Raw genomic sequence first — 16,376 nt, forward strand, 5'->3', positions numbered from 1 at the left:
CGGACGTAAAAAACGAAGCGGAATGGGGAATTGACGTTCTGAGGCGCAAGGGCATCCCGGCTGTATCACGCGATGCGCGCGCCGCAAGCCTCTCCAAATACATGCCAACATGGCAAGGCGACTCCCTCCGCCCGGCAGTCGTGCCATATACGAAAAGCTCCGGAACAGGATCGCGCCTCTACGGAGAAATGCTACGACAGGCTACCTGCTCCCGGATACACTACATCGCCGGGAGGCCCCTATCGGTTCCAGGATGGGATAGCGAGGTAAAAAAACGGGGAACGCCGCTCCGGTTAGATGCCGCTCAGCACATTTCTTTTCAATCGGCCCACCATCCAGCCGTTGAGCAACGCCAGCACGATGGCGGCGCCACCCCACTGCACGAGACAGGTCATCACGCTGTACGGATCCGTCGGATCGAACCACGTGGTCGGCGCATATTCGGTTGCCGACAAATACAGCCACCACCCCAGCAGCACGATGGCCTGAAACGGGATGAGATACTTGATCTGCACATCCCACAGCTTGCTGACGCTCCAGTCCATCGGCGTGCCGTTGATCTCCTCGCGGCGGAAGTGAGCCACCCCGAAACGCATGACCGCGAACGCGATCAGGGCCCCGGAAATCATCAGGGCGACGCCCCACACGAAATCCTGGTTGCCGAACACGTTCAGGTTGACCGCCGACGGGATGCCGAGCAGAAATCCGAGCGTCGCCACCGAAAGCACGGCGCGATTGCGCGACAGTCCGCCATCCACCAGCATCCGGGCCGCCAGTTCGATCATGGAGATGAGCGAGCTGAAGGCCGCGAAGGAGAGTCCGAGGAAAAACAGCGCGGCGAAGGCGGTGCCGAACGGCATCTGGGCGAACAGCTGCGGCATCCAGATGAACGTCAGGCCCGTCGAGGCCGGCCCGCTGTTCTGCATCACCGAAAGCACCTCGCTTTTGTTCATCTCGGCGCCCAGGATCGCGAAACAGGCGGAAAAGATCGTGATCGCGGCGAGGAGGGATACGGTGTTGTTGCCGACCCCGGTGATGAAGGCGTTCTTGACCACCCCGTGACGGTGCTGCATGTAGGCCCCGTACGTCAGGATGAGGCCCCAGCCGGCGCCAGTGTCCCACGCATTTTGCGTCAGCGCATCCAGCCACAGCCGCGGGTTGGCCAGCGTGTCCCACTGCGGGGTGAAGAGGTACCGGATGCCGTCGCCCGCACCGTTCAGTGTTACGGCGCGGCCCAGCGCGATCAACACGATGAGCAGCAGCGCCGGGATGAGAAACTTGTTGGCGCGCTCGATCGAGGACACCCCGCGCCAGACGATGAGGCCGCCGATCAGCATGGCGAGGCCGTGATACATGATCGGCATGTATCCCCCTTGAAACTGGTCCCAGATGCCCTGCGCGGCGTCCGTCGTGAGCGGGAGCGGCTGGGATACGGTCTGCACGAAATAAAACAGGCACCACCCGTTCACGACCGAATAATAGAACATGATGGCGGACGCGACGAACCCGATGAAGGCGCCCATCCAGGCGAATTTTTCGCCGGCGATCAGCGAAAACGTCCCGACGAGCCCCATGCGCCCCTTGCGGCCCAGCGCATACTCCGCCATGATCAGCGGGATGCTCCAGACGAACAGAAAGATCAGCCACGCGATCAGAAAAGCCCCCGCGCCATCCTCTCCCGCATTCTGCGCCGCAATCCGGGGAAACCGCCAGATATTACCGGTACCTACGGCAATGCCCAGGACGCTGAGTATGAGCCCGAGACGTGAGGAAAAACGAAGTTCGGTATGGTCGTTCATGGCCATCGATCAGGATGCGCGCGATCCCGCGCGCGAATAAGGACGGTGGGGCGGCCGGCAGGGCAGGACCTCCGGCGGAATAGCCGACAACATTAGCCCGATTTTGGCTCACCTGCAAGTCGCAGGCTGCCTTTTATCGGCGGGGGCATTCAGCGTGGCGTGAGCGTCTGGCGCGATCTCACCGCGCCGGCCAGGGCATCCGCCGCCGTCGCCGGTTTTGCCAGCGGGTACCGCTCGAACCGAAGGTAGGTCTCGATCTGGGCGTCGTACAGCGAACTGAAGGGGTTGCCGCTCGGTCCGCCGGGATACACGCCATACCCCGTGGGCGGCTGGGTGGAGAAATCGACGACGACGCGCCAGCTGGCGCTGTGGGTGGTGAGACGGCTGCCTGCCGGCGAAAGCGTGGAGGCAAAACCGGGGTATTCATACGGCCCGCGCCAGAGCGGCCGGAGCGCTTCGCTGCGCGTGAAATGCCTGAACAGCACGTGGTGATGCTGCCCCCAGCGCCAGCGCGCGCGGTCCCAGCCGTACCGGGATTGCAGGCTGTCGACGGTCGTTTCGAGCGCCTGACGCAGGATGTCGGCGGCCTGCTCGCGTTCCGGGGACGCCTGCCGGTCGAACCAGACCGACGCGGGGTCGCGCACGATCAGGGTGTAGAGCTGGCTCTCTTCCGGACGCCCCGTCGTCTGGAATACGGGTTCGTCCCACGTCAGGTCCGCCAGCCTGCTCAGCAGCACGTCGAGCACGAGCGGTTCCGGACGATCGGTCAGCGCGTCGCCGTCCCACCGCTGCAGCATGGCGCGAAGTTCCTGCGCCCGCGGCGAGAGCCCGGCGAGGGTGTCGAACAGCGGCGCGAAGAGGTCGCGCTGGACGACATAGACATCGGACTGGTACGAGGCGATCTGCTCGACGCTATGGCGTTCCTCGCCGCCAAGCAGGGCGTCGATCCGCAGGGACCGGTACCCCGGGGCCCACTTTCGGCCGAGATAATACGGGTACGTCGAGTCTGCCGGCTGCTGGTTGGTCGACGTGAGGTATCCCTGCTCCGGGTTGTAGGAGTACGGGAGCTCCTCGAACGGAATCCGCCCGACCCACGACGACGCGTCGCTGGTGCCGTCCCGCATCCCGGTGCCGTCGCCGTCCCTGCGCAAGGGGAAATAGCCGGTCGAGCGGATGGCGATGTTGCCGTCGACATCCGCGTAGAGGATGTTCTGCATCGGCGAGTCCCAGTAGCGCAACGCGTCCTGGAACGTGACGAAGTTCGAGGCCCGGTTCATCTGCCACAGCGCGCGGACGGTCCGGCTCGAATCGTGCGCCACCCATCGGATCGCCTGAGGCGTGTCGCCGTCGAGATCCGCCGGCCCCCAGTGCGTGTAATACAGGCTGTCGATCACGGGCTCGCCATCCTTCACGAAGATGGTGTCCGCCGCCGTCTCGAAGGGACGGTACGCGCCTTCGTACAGATAATTGCGGCGCGCCGCATCGACCTGGAGCGCGAGATGATCAATCTGATCGGCGCCCGTATTGGTGAACGCCCATCCCAGTCGTTCCGTGAACGCCTCGACGGGCAGCGGCGCGCCGGGGATGAGCACGCCATAGCTGTTCATGGATGGCGTCACGAGATGGACCTCATACCAGATCGCCGGCAGCGACAGGCTCAGGTGCATGTCCCCTGCGAGGATAGGCGCGCCGGTCGTCGAACGCGCGCCGGCGACGGCCCAGTTGTTGGACCCCTTTCCCGGCAACCACCCTTCCGCCAGCGTATTCGGCGCATCGGCCGGCGGCGCCGCCGCCATCGGATACCCGGCCGTATCGTAGATCGGGCGCCGGCTCGCGTCGGGCACCTGACCGCCGCGCTCCGGAATGATCGGCACGCTGAGCGCCGCATAGCGGGGATAGAGCCGGCTCAAGGCGGGGTCGTTTGCGCCGCCGGCCTCGCTCTGCGCCGAGCGGTACGTGAGGTCGTACACCATGTACTGGAGCACGCGCAGCGATTGCAGCGGCGAGTAGGCATCGGGCTTGAACCCGAGCAGCCTGAACTCGAAGGGAAGGTCCGCCTCGTCGAGGCCGTCGAGGTACGCATTGAAGCCCCGCGCGTAGGCTTCGAGGATGTTGAGCTCTATGCCGCCGGCCCGCTCGATGCGCTCCAGGTTGCGGCGGGCGCCCCAGTCCATGCCCGTCTTCCGGAACATGCGATCGGTATCGACCAGAGCCGGCCCCATCGCCGACGCGAGCCGGCCGGAGGCCACCCGGGGAAGGAAATCCATCTGGAAGAGGCGATCCTGGGCGGTCACATAGCCCAGCGCCGCGATGGCGTCCAGGTCGTTTTCCGCGTAGATGTGGGGCACGCCGCGTCCGTCACGCACGACTTCGACGCGCCCTTTGAGACCCGAAATGGCCACGTCGGCGCGGTCGCCTTGCGGCTCGGCGTCGCGCGCGGTCCGGTAGAGCCCATCCCAGGGATCGAGGAGCCGGCCGAGGGGCGGCGCGCCGGCTTGCGAAACAAGCAACAGGAAGAGGATGGCCCCGGTCAACGCCAGATAGACCAGGAGCAGCAGGATGGACTTCATGACACGCGGCTGGAAGCGGGAAAAACGCCTGCGTGTAGATACGATCAGGACCGATCGTATTCAACTCGTTTCGTGTAGCGATTCGGCGAGGGCTTGCGCGGGGCGTCGTCGGCCTGCGGCTCCAGGATATCGGGCGCGCGAATGGTGAACGCCGGATGGGAAGGCGCCTCCGTGAAGGGCGAGCCGTCGGAAAAGGGCGACCCGTCCGAGGAGGGCGCCAGCGAGGGATCGGCCTCGGTTGCCTGTTCTTCCTCGGCAATGAGGAAGTCGACGATGCGGGCCACCTCGTCCGTCACGTCGTCCGACAGGGACGCGACATAATCGGCCACCCAGTCGCCGCCGAGTTTGGTTTCGGGCGAATCCGGCAGGACGGTCTTTTTTGCCGCCGGCCTGGCGCTTATTTCTCGTACGATGACGGTGATATCTTCCTTGGCCTGCTGGGTAGGCTTCTCCAGCGGGTTGCGCCGCAGCACGATGTCGGGCGCGTCCGCGTCTTCACCACCCCGCTTATCCACGTTATGGATGATAAACTCATAAGAAGGACGAGAATCCGCGATTTCCCCGGCAGGATTTCGAGGATCCGTTGCATCGACGTTATCAAGCATACAACTGGGGGTAATAGAAGCCGGCCCCTGTGAACACGCCGGCGCTGGTGTAACGACCCTGCTCTCGGGCAGGAAACGGCCCTTCCAGCTATGGGAGAAGGAAGGGTGCCTGTTCTTCATGCCGGAAGAACAAATACTGTACCGCGTGCCGGGGAACGAACGGTACTGGAATATCCGACACGAGATGCAAAAAAGCATCAGATTCGCTATCGTCAGTAGTCTCAATTTTCAAGCTCGTTACGTCCCCATGCGTTTACCGCCGGAAGCGGCCCGATACGTCCCATCGCGTCATGCGCCCGATGTCGCCGCCCGCCTCCGCGGGGCGTTGACGTGCGGCCTGTTGCTGGCACTCAGTTTCCCCCCGTTTCCCTTCCCCATCCTCGGGAGCTTCGCGCTGTTGCCGCTGCTGCGGCTCTGGTATTACCAGACAGATATGCGACTGATGTACCTCGACAGCTTCTTCGCGCTGCTCGTGACGTTCCTCATCGCGTTTTCGTGGCCGCTCCTGCATCGCCTCCCCGACGCCGCGTGGGCCTCGCTCAGCGGCTTCTTCCTGCTCCCGATGATGCTCGCGCTCCCCTTCGCCCTGGCCATCCCGCTGCGCCGGCAGTTCGGCATAGCGCTCGGCTGCACGGCCCTCGTTGCGTTCTCCGTCGCCATCGAATGGGTCATCAGCCACGGTCCGTTCGCCATGCCGGGCCCGCTGCTCGGCAACACGCTGGCCGCCGCGCCGTCATTGAACCAGATCGCCGACCTCGCCGGCGTCCCCGGCCTCACGGTCTGGCTCTGGCTCTGCAACCTGTGTTTCTTTTTTGCGATCACCGGGGTGTACCAGCGCCGCAGACTGGCGGCCGGCATCACGGTCGCGATCCTGTTCGCCGCCGCCTACACCTACGGGTTATACCGCACCAGCGGCACCTTCGGGGTCGACGGGACCATCGACGTCGGCCTCGTCCAGCCGGCGGTTTCCCCCGAACAGTGGGCCGGCGACGACAAGACGCCGCAGGTTGACGCCCTGTTCGCCCTGTCGGATTCGCTGCTGGACACCCCTTCGGCGCCCCATATCCTCATCTGGCCCGAGACGGCCGTCTCGGTCCTCCCGTCGGCCGCCTCCTCCCGCCCGATCCGCGAGCGGCTCACCGAATGGATCACGCGCCGGGGGATCACGCTCCTGACGGGCGCCATCGCCGAGGCGCCGGGGCACATGCCCTCCGTCAGCTACGCCAACAGCGCCTTGCTCCTCCGCCCGAATTTCCCGCTGCTGCGGTACGACAAGAACAAGCTCGTCCCCTTCGCCGAACGCGTCCCGTTCGAGTCGGTCCTGCCGCACCTGGATTTCCTCCGGGTGCAGGCCGGCGGCGTCGCCGGCTACCAGCCCGGCCGTGAACGCGTCATGCTGCCCGTCGGACCGCTGCAAGCGGGGCCCCTCATCTGCTTCGAAAGCCTGTTCGGCGACTATACCCGCCGGTATGTGAAGGCGGGCGCGGACTTCCTGGCGGTCCTGTCGCAGACCGGCTGGTGGGGTCGATCCCTCGGTCCGTGGCAGTACCTGGCCTTCACCCGGCTCCGCGCCATCGAGACGCGCCGCGCCGTGGTCATCGCCACGGTCGCCGGCCCGAGCGCGCTCATCCTGCCTTCCGGGCAGGTCCAGATCGGCACGGAATGGATGAAACGCCGCGCGCTGACGGTGAAGGTCCCCGTCGCAACCGAGCGCACCTTCTACGTGACGCACGGCGACTGGGTGAGCATCGTCGGCATGGCCGTCGCGCTCCTGCTCACCGGCTGGTTTTTTGTCAACCGATTCTCCGAACGCTGGATGCACGCCTGAGGCATCCGCCCGAACTTCCAAGCCGGCGCGAGGCGCCGTTCCGTTCATGCAGTTTCGTTGCCCGTTCGTGCTGGCCTCCACCTCGCCACGCCGGAAACATCTCCTCGAACAGCTGGGGCTCGCCTTCGAGCGATGCGCGCCCGAGGTCGACGAATCGTTCGATCCGGCGCTCGCGCCGCCGGCGATCGTCGAAGACCTCGCCGGCCGCAAGGCCGATGCGGTCGCCCATCGGTTTCCCGACGCCCTCGTCCTCTCCGCGGACACCATCGTCGTGCTCGATGGCGACGTGCTCAACAAGCCGGCCTCCTCGGAAGAAGCCGCCTCGATGCTCCGCCGGCTCAGCGGCCGCACGCATGAGGTCTACACCGGCATCGCCCTCGCGCAGGCAGCGACGAGCCGGCGCGTGACGGCGCACGAGGCAACCCGCGTGACCTTCGCCCCGTTAAACGACCGCGAGATCGCCGCGTATGTCGCCACCGGGTCGCCGCTCGACAAGGCCGGCGCATACGGCATCCAGGACGACCGCGGCGCTCTTTTCGTCGCCCGTATCGAGGGAGATTATTATAATGTCGTGGGGCTGCCGCTACACCGCGTCTACACGGTGGCGAAAGCCTCATTCAGTGACCTGATGGTGCTGTAAGCGCGTCACACCGACCCGGCATGCCTGGCTTCGGACCGGCCGACACCGTGCAGCCCTTCACCCACCGCAACGGGATTCCGATGCCGTACACCTCGTTTCAAGACATCCGGCTGCTGCTCATTCAGGCCCGCAGCGCCGCGCACATGCGCGAACAGGAGCTGACGTGCTTTCTCGAACGGTGCCGCCTCCGCCCCGACCAGATCGTGCCGGTCAATGTCCTCACCGAATCCATCGACGGCCTGCTGGAAGGAGGGTTCGACGCCCTGATGATCGGCGGCTCGGGCGAATGCAGCGCAACGGAAGACTACGCCTGGATGCCCGACCTGCTGCACCTGGTCCGAGAGGCCTACGCCCTCGATCTGCCGACGTTCGGATCGTGCTGGGGGCACCAGATCATCGCGCGCGCGCTCGGCGGACAGGTCATCCACGACCCCGAACGCACCGAAATGGGATGCCTGGAGGTTCACCTCCGCCCGGCGGCGCGCGTCGACCCGCTCTTCGGCCCCTTCCCCGACCGGCTCAAGGTCAACGCTGGCCACCACGACCGCGTCCTCACGCTCCCCCGCGAGGCCATCGAGCTGGCCTACAGCGACTCCCAGCCGAACCAGGCCTTCCGGATCGCCGGGAAGCCGATCTACGGCACCCAGTTCCACAGCGAGCTGGACGCGCGCCGCGAACGCGAGCGCCTCATCGAATACCGCCCGTTTTATACCGAGATCGCCACCGAAGAAGCGTTTCAGGCGATCATGGACAGCCTCACCGACACCGGCGAGGCCGACCATCTCATGTACGATTTTCTCCGGATGTTCGTCGCGCCGCACGGCGCCTGACATCCCCTATCGACCGGATCATGGCATCAAACGACAAACGATCATTTTCGGAAGAGGAAGTGGGCAAGCTGATCAGCCGCGCCATCGCGCTGCAGGAAGCGGAGCGCCTGCGCCAGAAGCAGGATGAACGCGGGCTGTCGATCGAGGAAGTGCAGCACGTGGCGCGCGAGGCCGGCATCGATCCGCGCTATGTGGTCCTCGCCGCGTCGGACCTCGAGAAGGGTGAAGCACCGAGAGCGGCGACGCCCTTTTTTGGCGCTTCGGCAAACACCTTGTTGCATCGCCGCGTCCCCGGACAGCTCAACGATGAGCAGATTGGGCAGATCGTGGGTGAAATCCGGAGCGCCCTGAGTTCCCACCAGGTGATACGCGGCAATCTGGACCGGATCGGTCGCACGTTCGAATGGAGCACGCCGGCGTTCGGTTCGACGCGAAATATCCTCATCCGGGGCGTGCCCGAACAAAACGATACCCGCATCGAATTCCAGGAAAACCAGTCGAGTGTGCTGGTCCTCTTCCACATCTGGTGGATGATGCTGACGCCCATGTCTCTGCTGCTCGCGCTGGTCGGCGCCCCGTGGCTCGTGCCGTTCACCCTCTTTTTGATCGCGCTCCTCACCTTCTTCGTCGGACGCATGGGTGCGGCCTACGTCGTCAACAAACGCCGCGAGGCCGCGGAAGACCTGCTCGAAAAGATCGAGCGGGTGGCGGCACAGGGCATCGCCCCGGGTGCGCAGGACACGGAGCCCGAATTCGATGACGAACACGAACCCCTCGCGACGGGGGCCCGTCTGGATCTTCCCGACGCCGCGCCGGAAACCGAAGCCGCCCCGCGTCGCCGGCGCCCGACGCGCCGCTCCTGACGCCTGCGCAGGCAACCAGATGCCCGATGCCCCGGTTGAATCCCCCAGAAACGGTTGGGATTTTCAAAAATCCTTCTCGGAACGTCATCCTGAACCGCCCTCCGCTTGCGCCGGGGGCTCAGGAAGACAACTCTTTTTTATTTCTCAACAGTTTCTCATCGTTCCACCTTTCCTCATCGCCATGCCTACCCTTCGCATCGTCGCATTCGCCGGCCTCGTCTTCATGGCCGGCTGCACGCAGGAAACCCAGAACCGCTTCGGCCGCGCCGTCCAGAACTGGACCGGCACCAACGGCGTCCTCGAGATCTACGGCGGCAACACGGTGGTCCGCCGGTTTCTGGAAATCGACAAACTGACGACCGCCACCTCGACGGAAGGAGGCGCTATCGCCCGGCCCTACCGGTTCGGCTACGGCGTCCTGGATGCCAACCTCAACGGCGTGGTCGATCCCGGCGAAAAAAAGGTCTATTTCGAGATCAGCGACTACGCCACGCCGTACGTCTTTTTTGAGAACCCGGATTGAGCGAGCGCGACCGATATGCCCTGGGTCCGATGCAGTACGCGCGGATCAACACGGTGCTGCTGGCCTTCCTCGCGTTGTGTGTCGGCGGCTTCGTCCTGCATCAGCTCAAGGTCGTCCTGCTCCCCTTCACGGTCGCGGCCCTGTTTTCGGTCGTTTTCGAGCCGGTCATACGCTTCCTGAAAGTCCGTCAGTGGCCCACGGTACTGGGGCTGATCGTGATCTTTCTGTTTCTGATGCTGCTCGGCGTGCTCTTCAGCCTCGTCTTTACCGCGACGGCGACGGCCTTCCTGGATGCGCTGCCGCGGTACGAACCGCGCTTCGACGCCCTCTTCGACGGCGCCATCGCGCGGATTGACGCCATCGCCACGCGCCTCAACCTGCATCCGCCCGACCTGGACGCCCCGGTCTCGTTTACGGCGCTGACCTCTACGGCGCGCGCCGGCGTAAACACCCTCATCAGCTTCGTCAGCAACGCCTTTCTCATCCTGCTCTTCATGCTGTTCATGCTGATGGGCGCCGGCGACACGAACGCCAAGCTCCGGCGCGTGCTGCCGGCGCATACCGCCGAACGCATCGTCTCCGCCGGCCTGAACATCGGCGTGCAGATGCGGCACTACCTGCTGACCAAAACGATCATTAGCGCGGTCACCGGCGTTGTTTCGTTCGCCATCCTGTGGCTCATCGGCGTCGACTTCGCGCTGATGTGGGGAATCCTCGCCTTTCTGCTCAACTTCATCCCCAACGTGGGATCGATCGTCGCCTCGATCCTGCCGGCCATCTGGGCGCTGCTGCAGTTCGACACCATCCTTCAGGGCATCCTCGTCGCCGTATTCCTCACCGCCACCCAGATGACGCTGGGCAATGTCATCGAGCCCCGCGTGATGGCCTTCCGTCTCAACCTCAGCCCGCTGCTGGTGCTGGTGGCCCTCATCTTCTGGGGATGGCTGTGGGGGATCTGGGGGATGATCCTCGCCGTCCCGCTGATGTCCGCCATCAAGATCGTGCTCGAAAACATCGAGCCGCTGCGGCCGGTGGCGATCCTCATGGGCGACGCACCCGAGCGCAGCCCCCACCGGGGTTCACGCGGTCATTCCACGCCGTGATCCAGGATCGATCGGAGCATCTCTTTCGAGATCGAGTTGCCCCGGTTCAGTTCATCGAGCATCAAATCGATAATTTCCTGGCGGCTCAGGTTGGAATCTTCCATCATGATCTGCCAGAAGTACTTGAGCCAGTCTTCATTGTTGGCGCGCAGACTCTCGTCGAATGCGGCCGTGATTTCCTGGTGGATGCGAAGGATTTCGTCTTCGGATTGCTGCATCATGGTTGCACAGAAAACAACAACGGGTTTCGGGGGGGATCGCGGATCGGTGGGGGGCGAAGCGCATCATACAGGCCGAGTATCGACCGGCGGATGCCGCACTTTAACCGAGCTGTCGTCAGGCCGGCTTGATGCGCGCCGGCATCAGCCAGACCAGGACGCCGTCCGACGCCCCGACCACCGCCCAGGCCTCCCGGTCGATATCGATCCGGGCAAGCGCCGCCGTCGGAAAGCGGACGACGCCGCCCGTGAGGCGCGCTATCAGTTCGCTGCACATCGGTTCGTGGCCTACCAGCATGAGCCGCCTCGCCTCCGCCGGCGCGGAGCGCACGATCTGGAGGTAGCGCGCGCCGTCGGTCTCGTAGAGCTGTTCGCGTGTTTCCACGGGCGCGTTCCAGCCGGCCGCACGGGATGCCCGTTCGATCGTTTCGCGCGTGCGGCGGGACGGAGAACAATAGATGAGATCCGGGGGCACATCCGCCTCGCTAAGCCACCGTCCCTGCCGCGCCGAAGCCGCCTTTCCGCGCTTCGCCAGCGGCCGCTCGCTATCGTGCGTATAGGCCGCGTCCCAGTCCGATTTGCCGTGCCGGAACACGTAAAGGGTTTTCATGCCGTCCCTGTGCATCGCGCGGAGATCCTTCCGCGTTTTTCGCCGTTAAACCCACCTGCCGATCTTTCGCACAGGCACCCGTAGCAACCAACTCAATTCGCCGATGGCCACATCGTTCCCTCTCGACGCGCTCCCGGCCTCCAGCCGGCTCTGGATCTACGCGCTCGATCGCCCGCTCGCGCCGGCCGAGGCCGACGCCCTTCAATCCCGGCTCGATGCGTTCGTGGCAAACTGGCAGTCGCACGGCCGGAAGGTGACGGCGGGGCACGACCTCGTCCACGGCCGGTTCGTGCTCATCGCCGGCGTGATCCCCGGCGGCGACATCTCCGGCTGCGGCATCGACGCCTCCGTCCATGCCCTCACGGAGTGCGGCGATCGCCTCGGTTTCGGCGTCACGAACGGCCTCGACCTCTTCTTCCGCGACGAACAGGGCGCCATAACCCATCTTCCGCGAGCCGCTTTCCGGAAACAAGCGCGCGCCGGCGCCATTACAGGAAACACCGTAGTGTTCGATACCAGTTTGACCAACCTGCACGACTACCGGACCGGCCTCTTCGAAGTGCCGGCGCATGCCTCCTGGCACGGCACCGTTTTCAAGATTCCAGCATTCAATATTCCAGCATCCCCGAATGCTGCCGACGCCTCCCGACCGGCGTAGTCCGTCCCCAGGCCTGATACAATATGATCGCTTCCCTTTTTCGAATGACCGCTCTCCGTCTCGTGCTGACGCTGATCCTCGCGCTCGCCGGCGCCGTGTCGGCGGCCGGCCAGTCCTACATCAGCCAGGAAGCCCTCGCCGATATCCTCAACAACCAGAAGGGGTTGATGGAGGAGCAGCCCGAGGTGTACTACAACTACTTTACGTTGTACAACACCCGCGGCAACAACGTGATGGCGCGTAACACCTTTTTTAAGGTGCTCGGCGACGGCAACCTCGACGTAGGCAAGGAACGAAGCAAACTGGTCGAACTCCTCAACCGGAAACTGATCAGCAACCTGGAAATCGGCGACACGCTCGTCGTGCCGACGGAGTACGACCTCGACTTCCGCTCGTATTCCCCATTCCCGCTGTACTACCCCGGCGCGAAGGATTTCGACAAGCTGTTTATCATCGAGAAGACCATCCAGGCCTTCGCAGCCTACGAATACGGCCGCCTCGCCCGCTGGGGCATCGTCAACACGGGTTCGGAGGAATCGCGCACGCCGAACGGGCGCTTCAACTTCAACTGGAAATCGGAGTACCGCATTTCCTCGCTCAGCCCTCCCGGCGAAGACTGGGAGATGTACTGGGTGTTCAACTTCCACGAGGAGCGCGGCATCCACACGCATCAGTACCCCATGCCCTCGGGCGGCCCGACGAGCCACGGATGTGTCCGCCTGGTCGACGCCGACGCCGAGTGGGTCTACAACTGGGCCTCAGGCTGGCAGACCGGCCGGTCGCCCGGCTTCAAGACGGGCCAGCGCATCGTGGTGAAGCCCGGAACGACGGTGCTGGTCATCGGCGAGGATCCGACGGATCATCCGCATCCGTTCACCTACGAAAAACGCTTCCCGGTGCTCAAGCGCCTCATCCTCCCGGCCCATCCGTACGACATCCCGGCCGGCACGTCGCAGCAGGAGTACTTCGACCGCATCCGCCTCGCGAGCGCCGATCAGTGAATCCGTAACGGGATGCGCTCGGCGCGGGCTTTTTTCTGATAAGGATCCCAGGAGAAGTAGATGAGGACCGCCTTGCCGACGATGTGATCCTTCGGCACGTAGCCCCACGTCCGGCTATCCAGCGAACTGTCCCGATTGTCGCCCATCACGAAGAAGTAGTCCTGCTCGATCACGTACGAATCCGCCGGCTTGCCGTCGATCGTGTACTGATTTTCGCCCAGACGCTCGGCCTCGTGGCCTTCGTAATGGGTGACAATCGCTTCGTAATTCGACCAGGTGGCGTCGTTGATCGCCACGGTGTCGCCCTCGGCCGGAATGTAGAGCGGACCGTAGTTGTCGGGTGAGAACGAATGACCTGAAGGAAACATCCGGCTCTGCAAACTGGCCGAACGGACCAGCGCCTTCACTTCGCGCACTTCCGCCCACTGGGCAACGTCGCGCGCCACATTGACGGTGGCTTCAAAATCGACAGGGTCGTCGCGCCGCTGCGGCAAGGTGATCTGGACGACGCCGGCGCCGGTGAGGCGCTCCAGGGGAAGCGTTTCGCCCTGCACGGGAAACGCGCGCCACCGCTGCTTCATGTTGTCCATCATCGGCAGGGCTTCCTGGCCGGCGTAGGGAATCTTGTTGATGATCGAGAGCGAGTCGCCCGGCAGCCCGATCACGCGTTTGATGTAGTGGGTCTTGCGATCGAGCGGCTCGGTTTCCGTCGGCACGTTGAACACGATCACGTCGCCGCGATGCACGCCGGTGAAGCCGGGAAAACGCAGGTAGGGCAGGTGAACGTCGTCGAGGTAGAGCTTCGTGAAGGGCAGCCCCAGGGTGATAGGCAGGCGAGGTCCGTAGTGAAGCTTCGACACCAGGACAAAATCGCCGACCTGGAGCGTGTTCTCCATCGATTCGGACGGGATGCGGAACGCCTCGAAGAAGAGCGCACGGATGAGGAGGGCCGCGATCAGGGCCAGCGCGACGGCTCCGCCCCACTCCCACAGGATGCTCCGCCGCTCCCGCCACCGCGCCGTGGCCACTTCCTGGAGCGGCGGATCGGCGTAGGCGCCGGCCAGCGGCGCCCCTGAAGATGGGTCAAGCCTGTCCAAAACGTTCGGCGTAAAATAGGGTCAATGGATAATCTTGAAGAACCGGCGGAAGCGCGGCAGGAAGGACGAGGCATCCCAGGAATAATACACGAGCAACGCCTTGCCGACAATGTGGTCCATCGGCACGAACCCCCAGAACCGGCTGTCTTCCGAGTTGTCCCGGTTGTCGCCCATCATGAAGTAATAGTCCTGCTCGAACGTGTAGGAGGACGCCGGCTGCCCGTCGATCTCGTACGTCCCGGCGGGCGTCACCCGCACGCTATGATGCTCGTAGCGGCGAATTACGGGTTCGTAAACCGGCCAGGACTCCGGCGTCAGGTCTACCGTCATGCCGGCTTTCGGAATCGTTATCGGCCCGTACTGGTCCGGAGTATAGCCGCGGCCCGGCGGATACATGACCGCGCTGTAGCCGGCGTTTTCCGGCGCCAGGTAGGGCTCCACCCGGTCGATATAGGGCCACGTGCGAATCTGGTCGATGGCCTGCTCCGTCGCCACCACGCGCACGAGCTGCGGGTCCAGCGTGGCCGAAACCGAATCGATGCCGATCGCACTCAGGCGCGATGCCGACAGATGCACCCGCTGATCCGTCTTGTATACGTTCCAGAGCCGCTGCATCGTCTCCACAAACGGCTGCGCCTCGCCGTTGATATACACGACCTTGTCGCGCACTTCCAGCGTCTCGCCGGGCAGACCGATCGTGCGCTTGATGTAGTGCGTCTTGCGGTCGACCGGCTTCTCCTCGTCCGGGTAGTTGAACACGACGGCGTCGCCGCGCTTCACCTCCGTAAAGCCAGGGAGCCGGAAAGACGGGAAATGGACGCCCGGGACATAAATCTGCGTGAAGGGCACGCCGAGCGTGAGCGGCGTGCGGGTGCCGTAGTGGAGCTTGGAGACGAACAGGTAGTCCCCCACCAGCAGGCTCTTCTCCATCGAGGGCGTCGGGATCCGGAACAGATCGAAGATGAACGTCCGGACGATCAACATGACAATAACGGCAAATAGAAGCGCCTCGCCCCATTCTCGCAGTTTGCCCTTGGCCGTCTGCGGGGACTGCGCGTCGGCCGTGCGACCGTTCGCTTCCGATCGGCTTCCTTTGGCACGGGCCTTCTGACGGTCCCGCCTGCGCTTGTCTTTCGACATGTAGTCTGTAGTCAATGCGATGAGCGATTATACGAAACAAGCTAATCGGACCGCGAGAGCGCGTTGAGCCAGGGCCGCCCTAGGGCAAAGTTGGGTTGCTTGGTCCGTTCGAGGTAATAGCGTAAGCCATCAAACCCCGCATAATACCAGCTTGATTCAATGGGATTGTAATAATAGTCGATATACGGCGCCCTGCGATCCGAGCGGAGGAACTCTTCCATGAACGATTCGCGGATGCGCAATAGTATGTCGCGGTACCGGTAGTCGGATGAAACGATGAGGCCGCGTTCGAGCGGGCCGTTCACATCCATCACGACCAGGGGAATCGTGTCGTTGAGGACAAACCAGTATTCGAACTGGATATACCGGTCGCGCGCGGACTTCCCGCTGCCGGGGCCCAGGACTTCGGTGATCGTCTGGGTGGGCGGGCCGAAATAGGCCTCCATGCGGGCCCTCAGGTCGCGCGTGAGCGTGGTATCGATGGGCATCAGCGACTCGGTACCGAGGTAGGCCCAGAGGGTGGACGCATAGCGTTTTTCGAACCATCCCCGTTCGAGCCGGCGGACGAGCTGCCACTCGTCGATCGCGAACGGCTCCCCCGAATAGGTGGTCGACGCGGAGCCGGCGCGCATCACCATCAACCATTGCAGCAGGGTATCCGATCGGGACGGGATGTGCTGGGGTGCAGCGGGATCGGCCCGCATGCCCGTGGCCTCGAGATGCGCCTGCGCCTGGACGTTGAACCGCGCGTTTCGATACAGGTCGGCCAACTCCTGCCCCTCCGCCGGCCGGACGAGCCACGAACATACCAGAAACAGGACGAATACACGCATGGTCCTTACGTACTTTTCGATGGGCCACTCAAGGTAGCGACTTTGCGAACGAATCGCC

16 protein-coding genes are annotated in these 16,376 nt (G+C 64.1%); 8 read left to right on the forward strand and 8 right to left on the reverse strand.

What is annotated here, in order from left to right:
- Nucleotides 1-293 precede the first annotated feature (293 nt).
- The 3 genes from R2834_15220 to R2834_15230 form a co-directional block, all read right to left on the reverse strand.
- Nucleotides 294-1,799, reverse strand: a complete 1,506-nt coding sequence (locus R2834_15220; protein ID MEZ4701688.1) for a sodium-dependent transporter — start codon at nucleotides 1,797-1,799, stop codon at nucleotides 294-296.
- 149 nt (nucleotides 1,800-1,948) lie between these two features.
- The gene (locus R2834_15225; GenBank protein MEZ4701689.1) at nucleotides 1,949-4,369 is read right to left on the reverse strand and encodes a penicillin acylase family protein; all 2,421 of its coding nucleotides are present in this window, start codon (nucleotides 4,367-4,369) and stop codon (nucleotides 1,949-1,951) included.
- Nucleotides 4,370-4,413: 44 nt separating this feature from the next.
- A complete protein-coding gene (locus tag R2834_15230) occupies nucleotides 4,414-4,884 on the reverse strand; it encodes a hypothetical protein (GenBank protein ID MEZ4701690.1) in 471 nt (156 codons plus the stop codon).
- Nucleotides 4,885-5,221: 337 nt separating this feature from the next.
- Here R2834_15230 and lnt point away from each other — a divergent pair, with 337 nt between their 5' ends.
- The 6 genes from lnt to R2834_15260 all read left to right on the forward strand — a co-directional run bounded on the left by lnt (nucleotide 5,222) and on the right by R2834_15260 (nucleotide 10,761).
- Nucleotides 5,222-6,802 carry an apolipoprotein N-acyltransferase gene (gene lnt, locus R2834_15235; protein MEZ4701691.1) on the forward strand — a complete coding sequence of 527 codons (1,581 nt, stop codon included), beginning with the start codon at nucleotides 5,222-5,224 and terminating at the stop codon, nucleotides 6,800-6,802.
- Between the two features lie 46 nt (nucleotides 6,803-6,848).
- Nucleotides 6,849-7,442 carry a Maf family protein gene (locus tag R2834_15240; GenBank protein MEZ4701692.1) on the forward strand — a complete coding sequence of 198 codons (594 nt, stop codon included), beginning with the start codon at nucleotides 6,849-6,851 and terminating at the stop codon, nucleotides 7,440-7,442.
- Nucleotides 7,443-7,462: 20 nt separating this feature from the next.
- Nucleotides 7,463-8,272, forward strand: a complete 810-nt coding sequence (locus R2834_15245) for a type 1 glutamine amidotransferase (protein ID MEZ4701693.1) — start codon at nucleotides 7,463-7,465, stop codon at nucleotides 8,270-8,272.
- Nucleotides 8,273-8,292: 20 nt separating this feature from the next.
- On the forward strand, nucleotides 8,293-9,135 hold the full coding sequence (locus tag R2834_15250; GenBank protein ID MEZ4701694.1) for a hypothetical protein: 843 nt from the start codon (nucleotides 8,293-8,295) through the stop codon (nucleotides 9,133-9,135).
- Between the two features lie 181 nt (nucleotides 9,136-9,316).
- Nucleotides 9,317-9,658: a hypothetical protein gene (locus tag R2834_15255; protein ID MEZ4701695.1), complete on the forward strand. Its 342-nt coding sequence runs from the start codon at nucleotides 9,317-9,319 to the stop codon at nucleotides 9,656-9,658.
- Nucleotides 9,655-10,761 carry an AI-2E family transporter gene (locus tag R2834_15260; protein ID MEZ4701696.1) on the forward strand — a complete coding sequence of 369 codons (1,107 nt, stop codon included), beginning with the start codon at nucleotides 9,655-9,657 and terminating at the stop codon, nucleotides 10,759-10,761. Before R2834_15255 ends, R2834_15260 begins: the two co-directional genes overlap by 4 nt.
- Here R2834_15260 and R2834_15265 read toward each other — a convergent pair.
- The gene (locus tag R2834_15265; protein ID MEZ4701697.1) at nucleotides 10,746-10,982 is read right to left on the reverse strand and encodes a hypothetical protein; all 237 of its coding nucleotides are present in this window, start codon (nucleotides 10,980-10,982) and stop codon (nucleotides 10,746-10,748) included. The genes R2834_15260 and R2834_15265 overlap by 16 nt on opposite strands.
- Before the next feature lie 115 nt (nucleotides 10,983-11,097).
- On the reverse strand, nucleotides 11,098-11,589 hold the full coding sequence (locus tag R2834_15270; GenBank protein MEZ4701698.1) for a histidine phosphatase family protein: 492 nt from the start codon (nucleotides 11,587-11,589) through the stop codon (nucleotides 11,098-11,100).
- Between the two features lie 103 nt (nucleotides 11,590-11,692).
- On the opposite strand from R2834_15270, the gene R2834_15275 reads away from it, so the two are divergent.
- Both R2834_15275 and R2834_15280 read left to right on the forward strand, forming a co-directional pair.
- On the forward strand, nucleotides 11,693-12,247 hold the full coding sequence (locus R2834_15275; GenBank protein ID MEZ4701699.1) for a hypothetical protein: 555 nt from the start codon (nucleotides 11,693-11,695) through the stop codon (nucleotides 12,245-12,247).
- A 44-nt stretch (nucleotides 12,248-12,291) separates the two neighbouring features.
- On the forward strand, nucleotides 12,292-13,248 hold the full coding sequence (locus R2834_15280; GenBank protein MEZ4701700.1) for a L,D-transpeptidase: 957 nt from the start codon (nucleotides 12,292-12,294) through the stop codon (nucleotides 13,246-13,248).
- On the opposite strand, the gene lepB (R2834_15285) is transcribed toward R2834_15280, so the two are convergent.
- The 3 genes from lepB (R2834_15285) to R2834_15295 are packed head-to-tail and all read right to left on the reverse strand — an operon-like array spanning nucleotide 13,242 to nucleotide 16,318.
- A complete protein-coding gene (gene lepB / locus R2834_15285; GenBank protein ID MEZ4701701.1) occupies nucleotides 13,242-14,345 on the reverse strand; it encodes a signal peptidase I in 1,104 nt (367 codons plus the stop codon). The two genes, R2834_15280 and lepB (R2834_15285), sit on opposite strands and share 7 nt — an antisense overlap.
- 21 nt (nucleotides 14,346-14,366) lie before the next feature.
- Nucleotides 14,367-15,485, reverse strand: a complete 1,119-nt coding sequence (lepB, locus tag R2834_15290) for a signal peptidase I (GenBank protein ID MEZ4701702.1) — start codon at nucleotides 15,483-15,485, stop codon at nucleotides 14,367-14,369.
- A gap of 41 nt (nucleotides 15,486-15,526) precedes the next feature.
- A complete protein-coding gene (locus R2834_15295) occupies nucleotides 15,527-16,318 on the reverse strand; it encodes a hypothetical protein (GenBank protein MEZ4701703.1) in 792 nt (263 codons plus the stop codon).
- Between the last annotated feature and the right edge of the window lie 58 nt (nucleotides 16,319-16,376).

The sequence above is a fragment of the Rhodothermales bacterium genome (assembly GCA_041391505.1).
Classification (GTDB): Bacteria; Bacteroidota; Rhodothermia; order Rhodothermales; family JAHQVL01; genus JAWKNW01.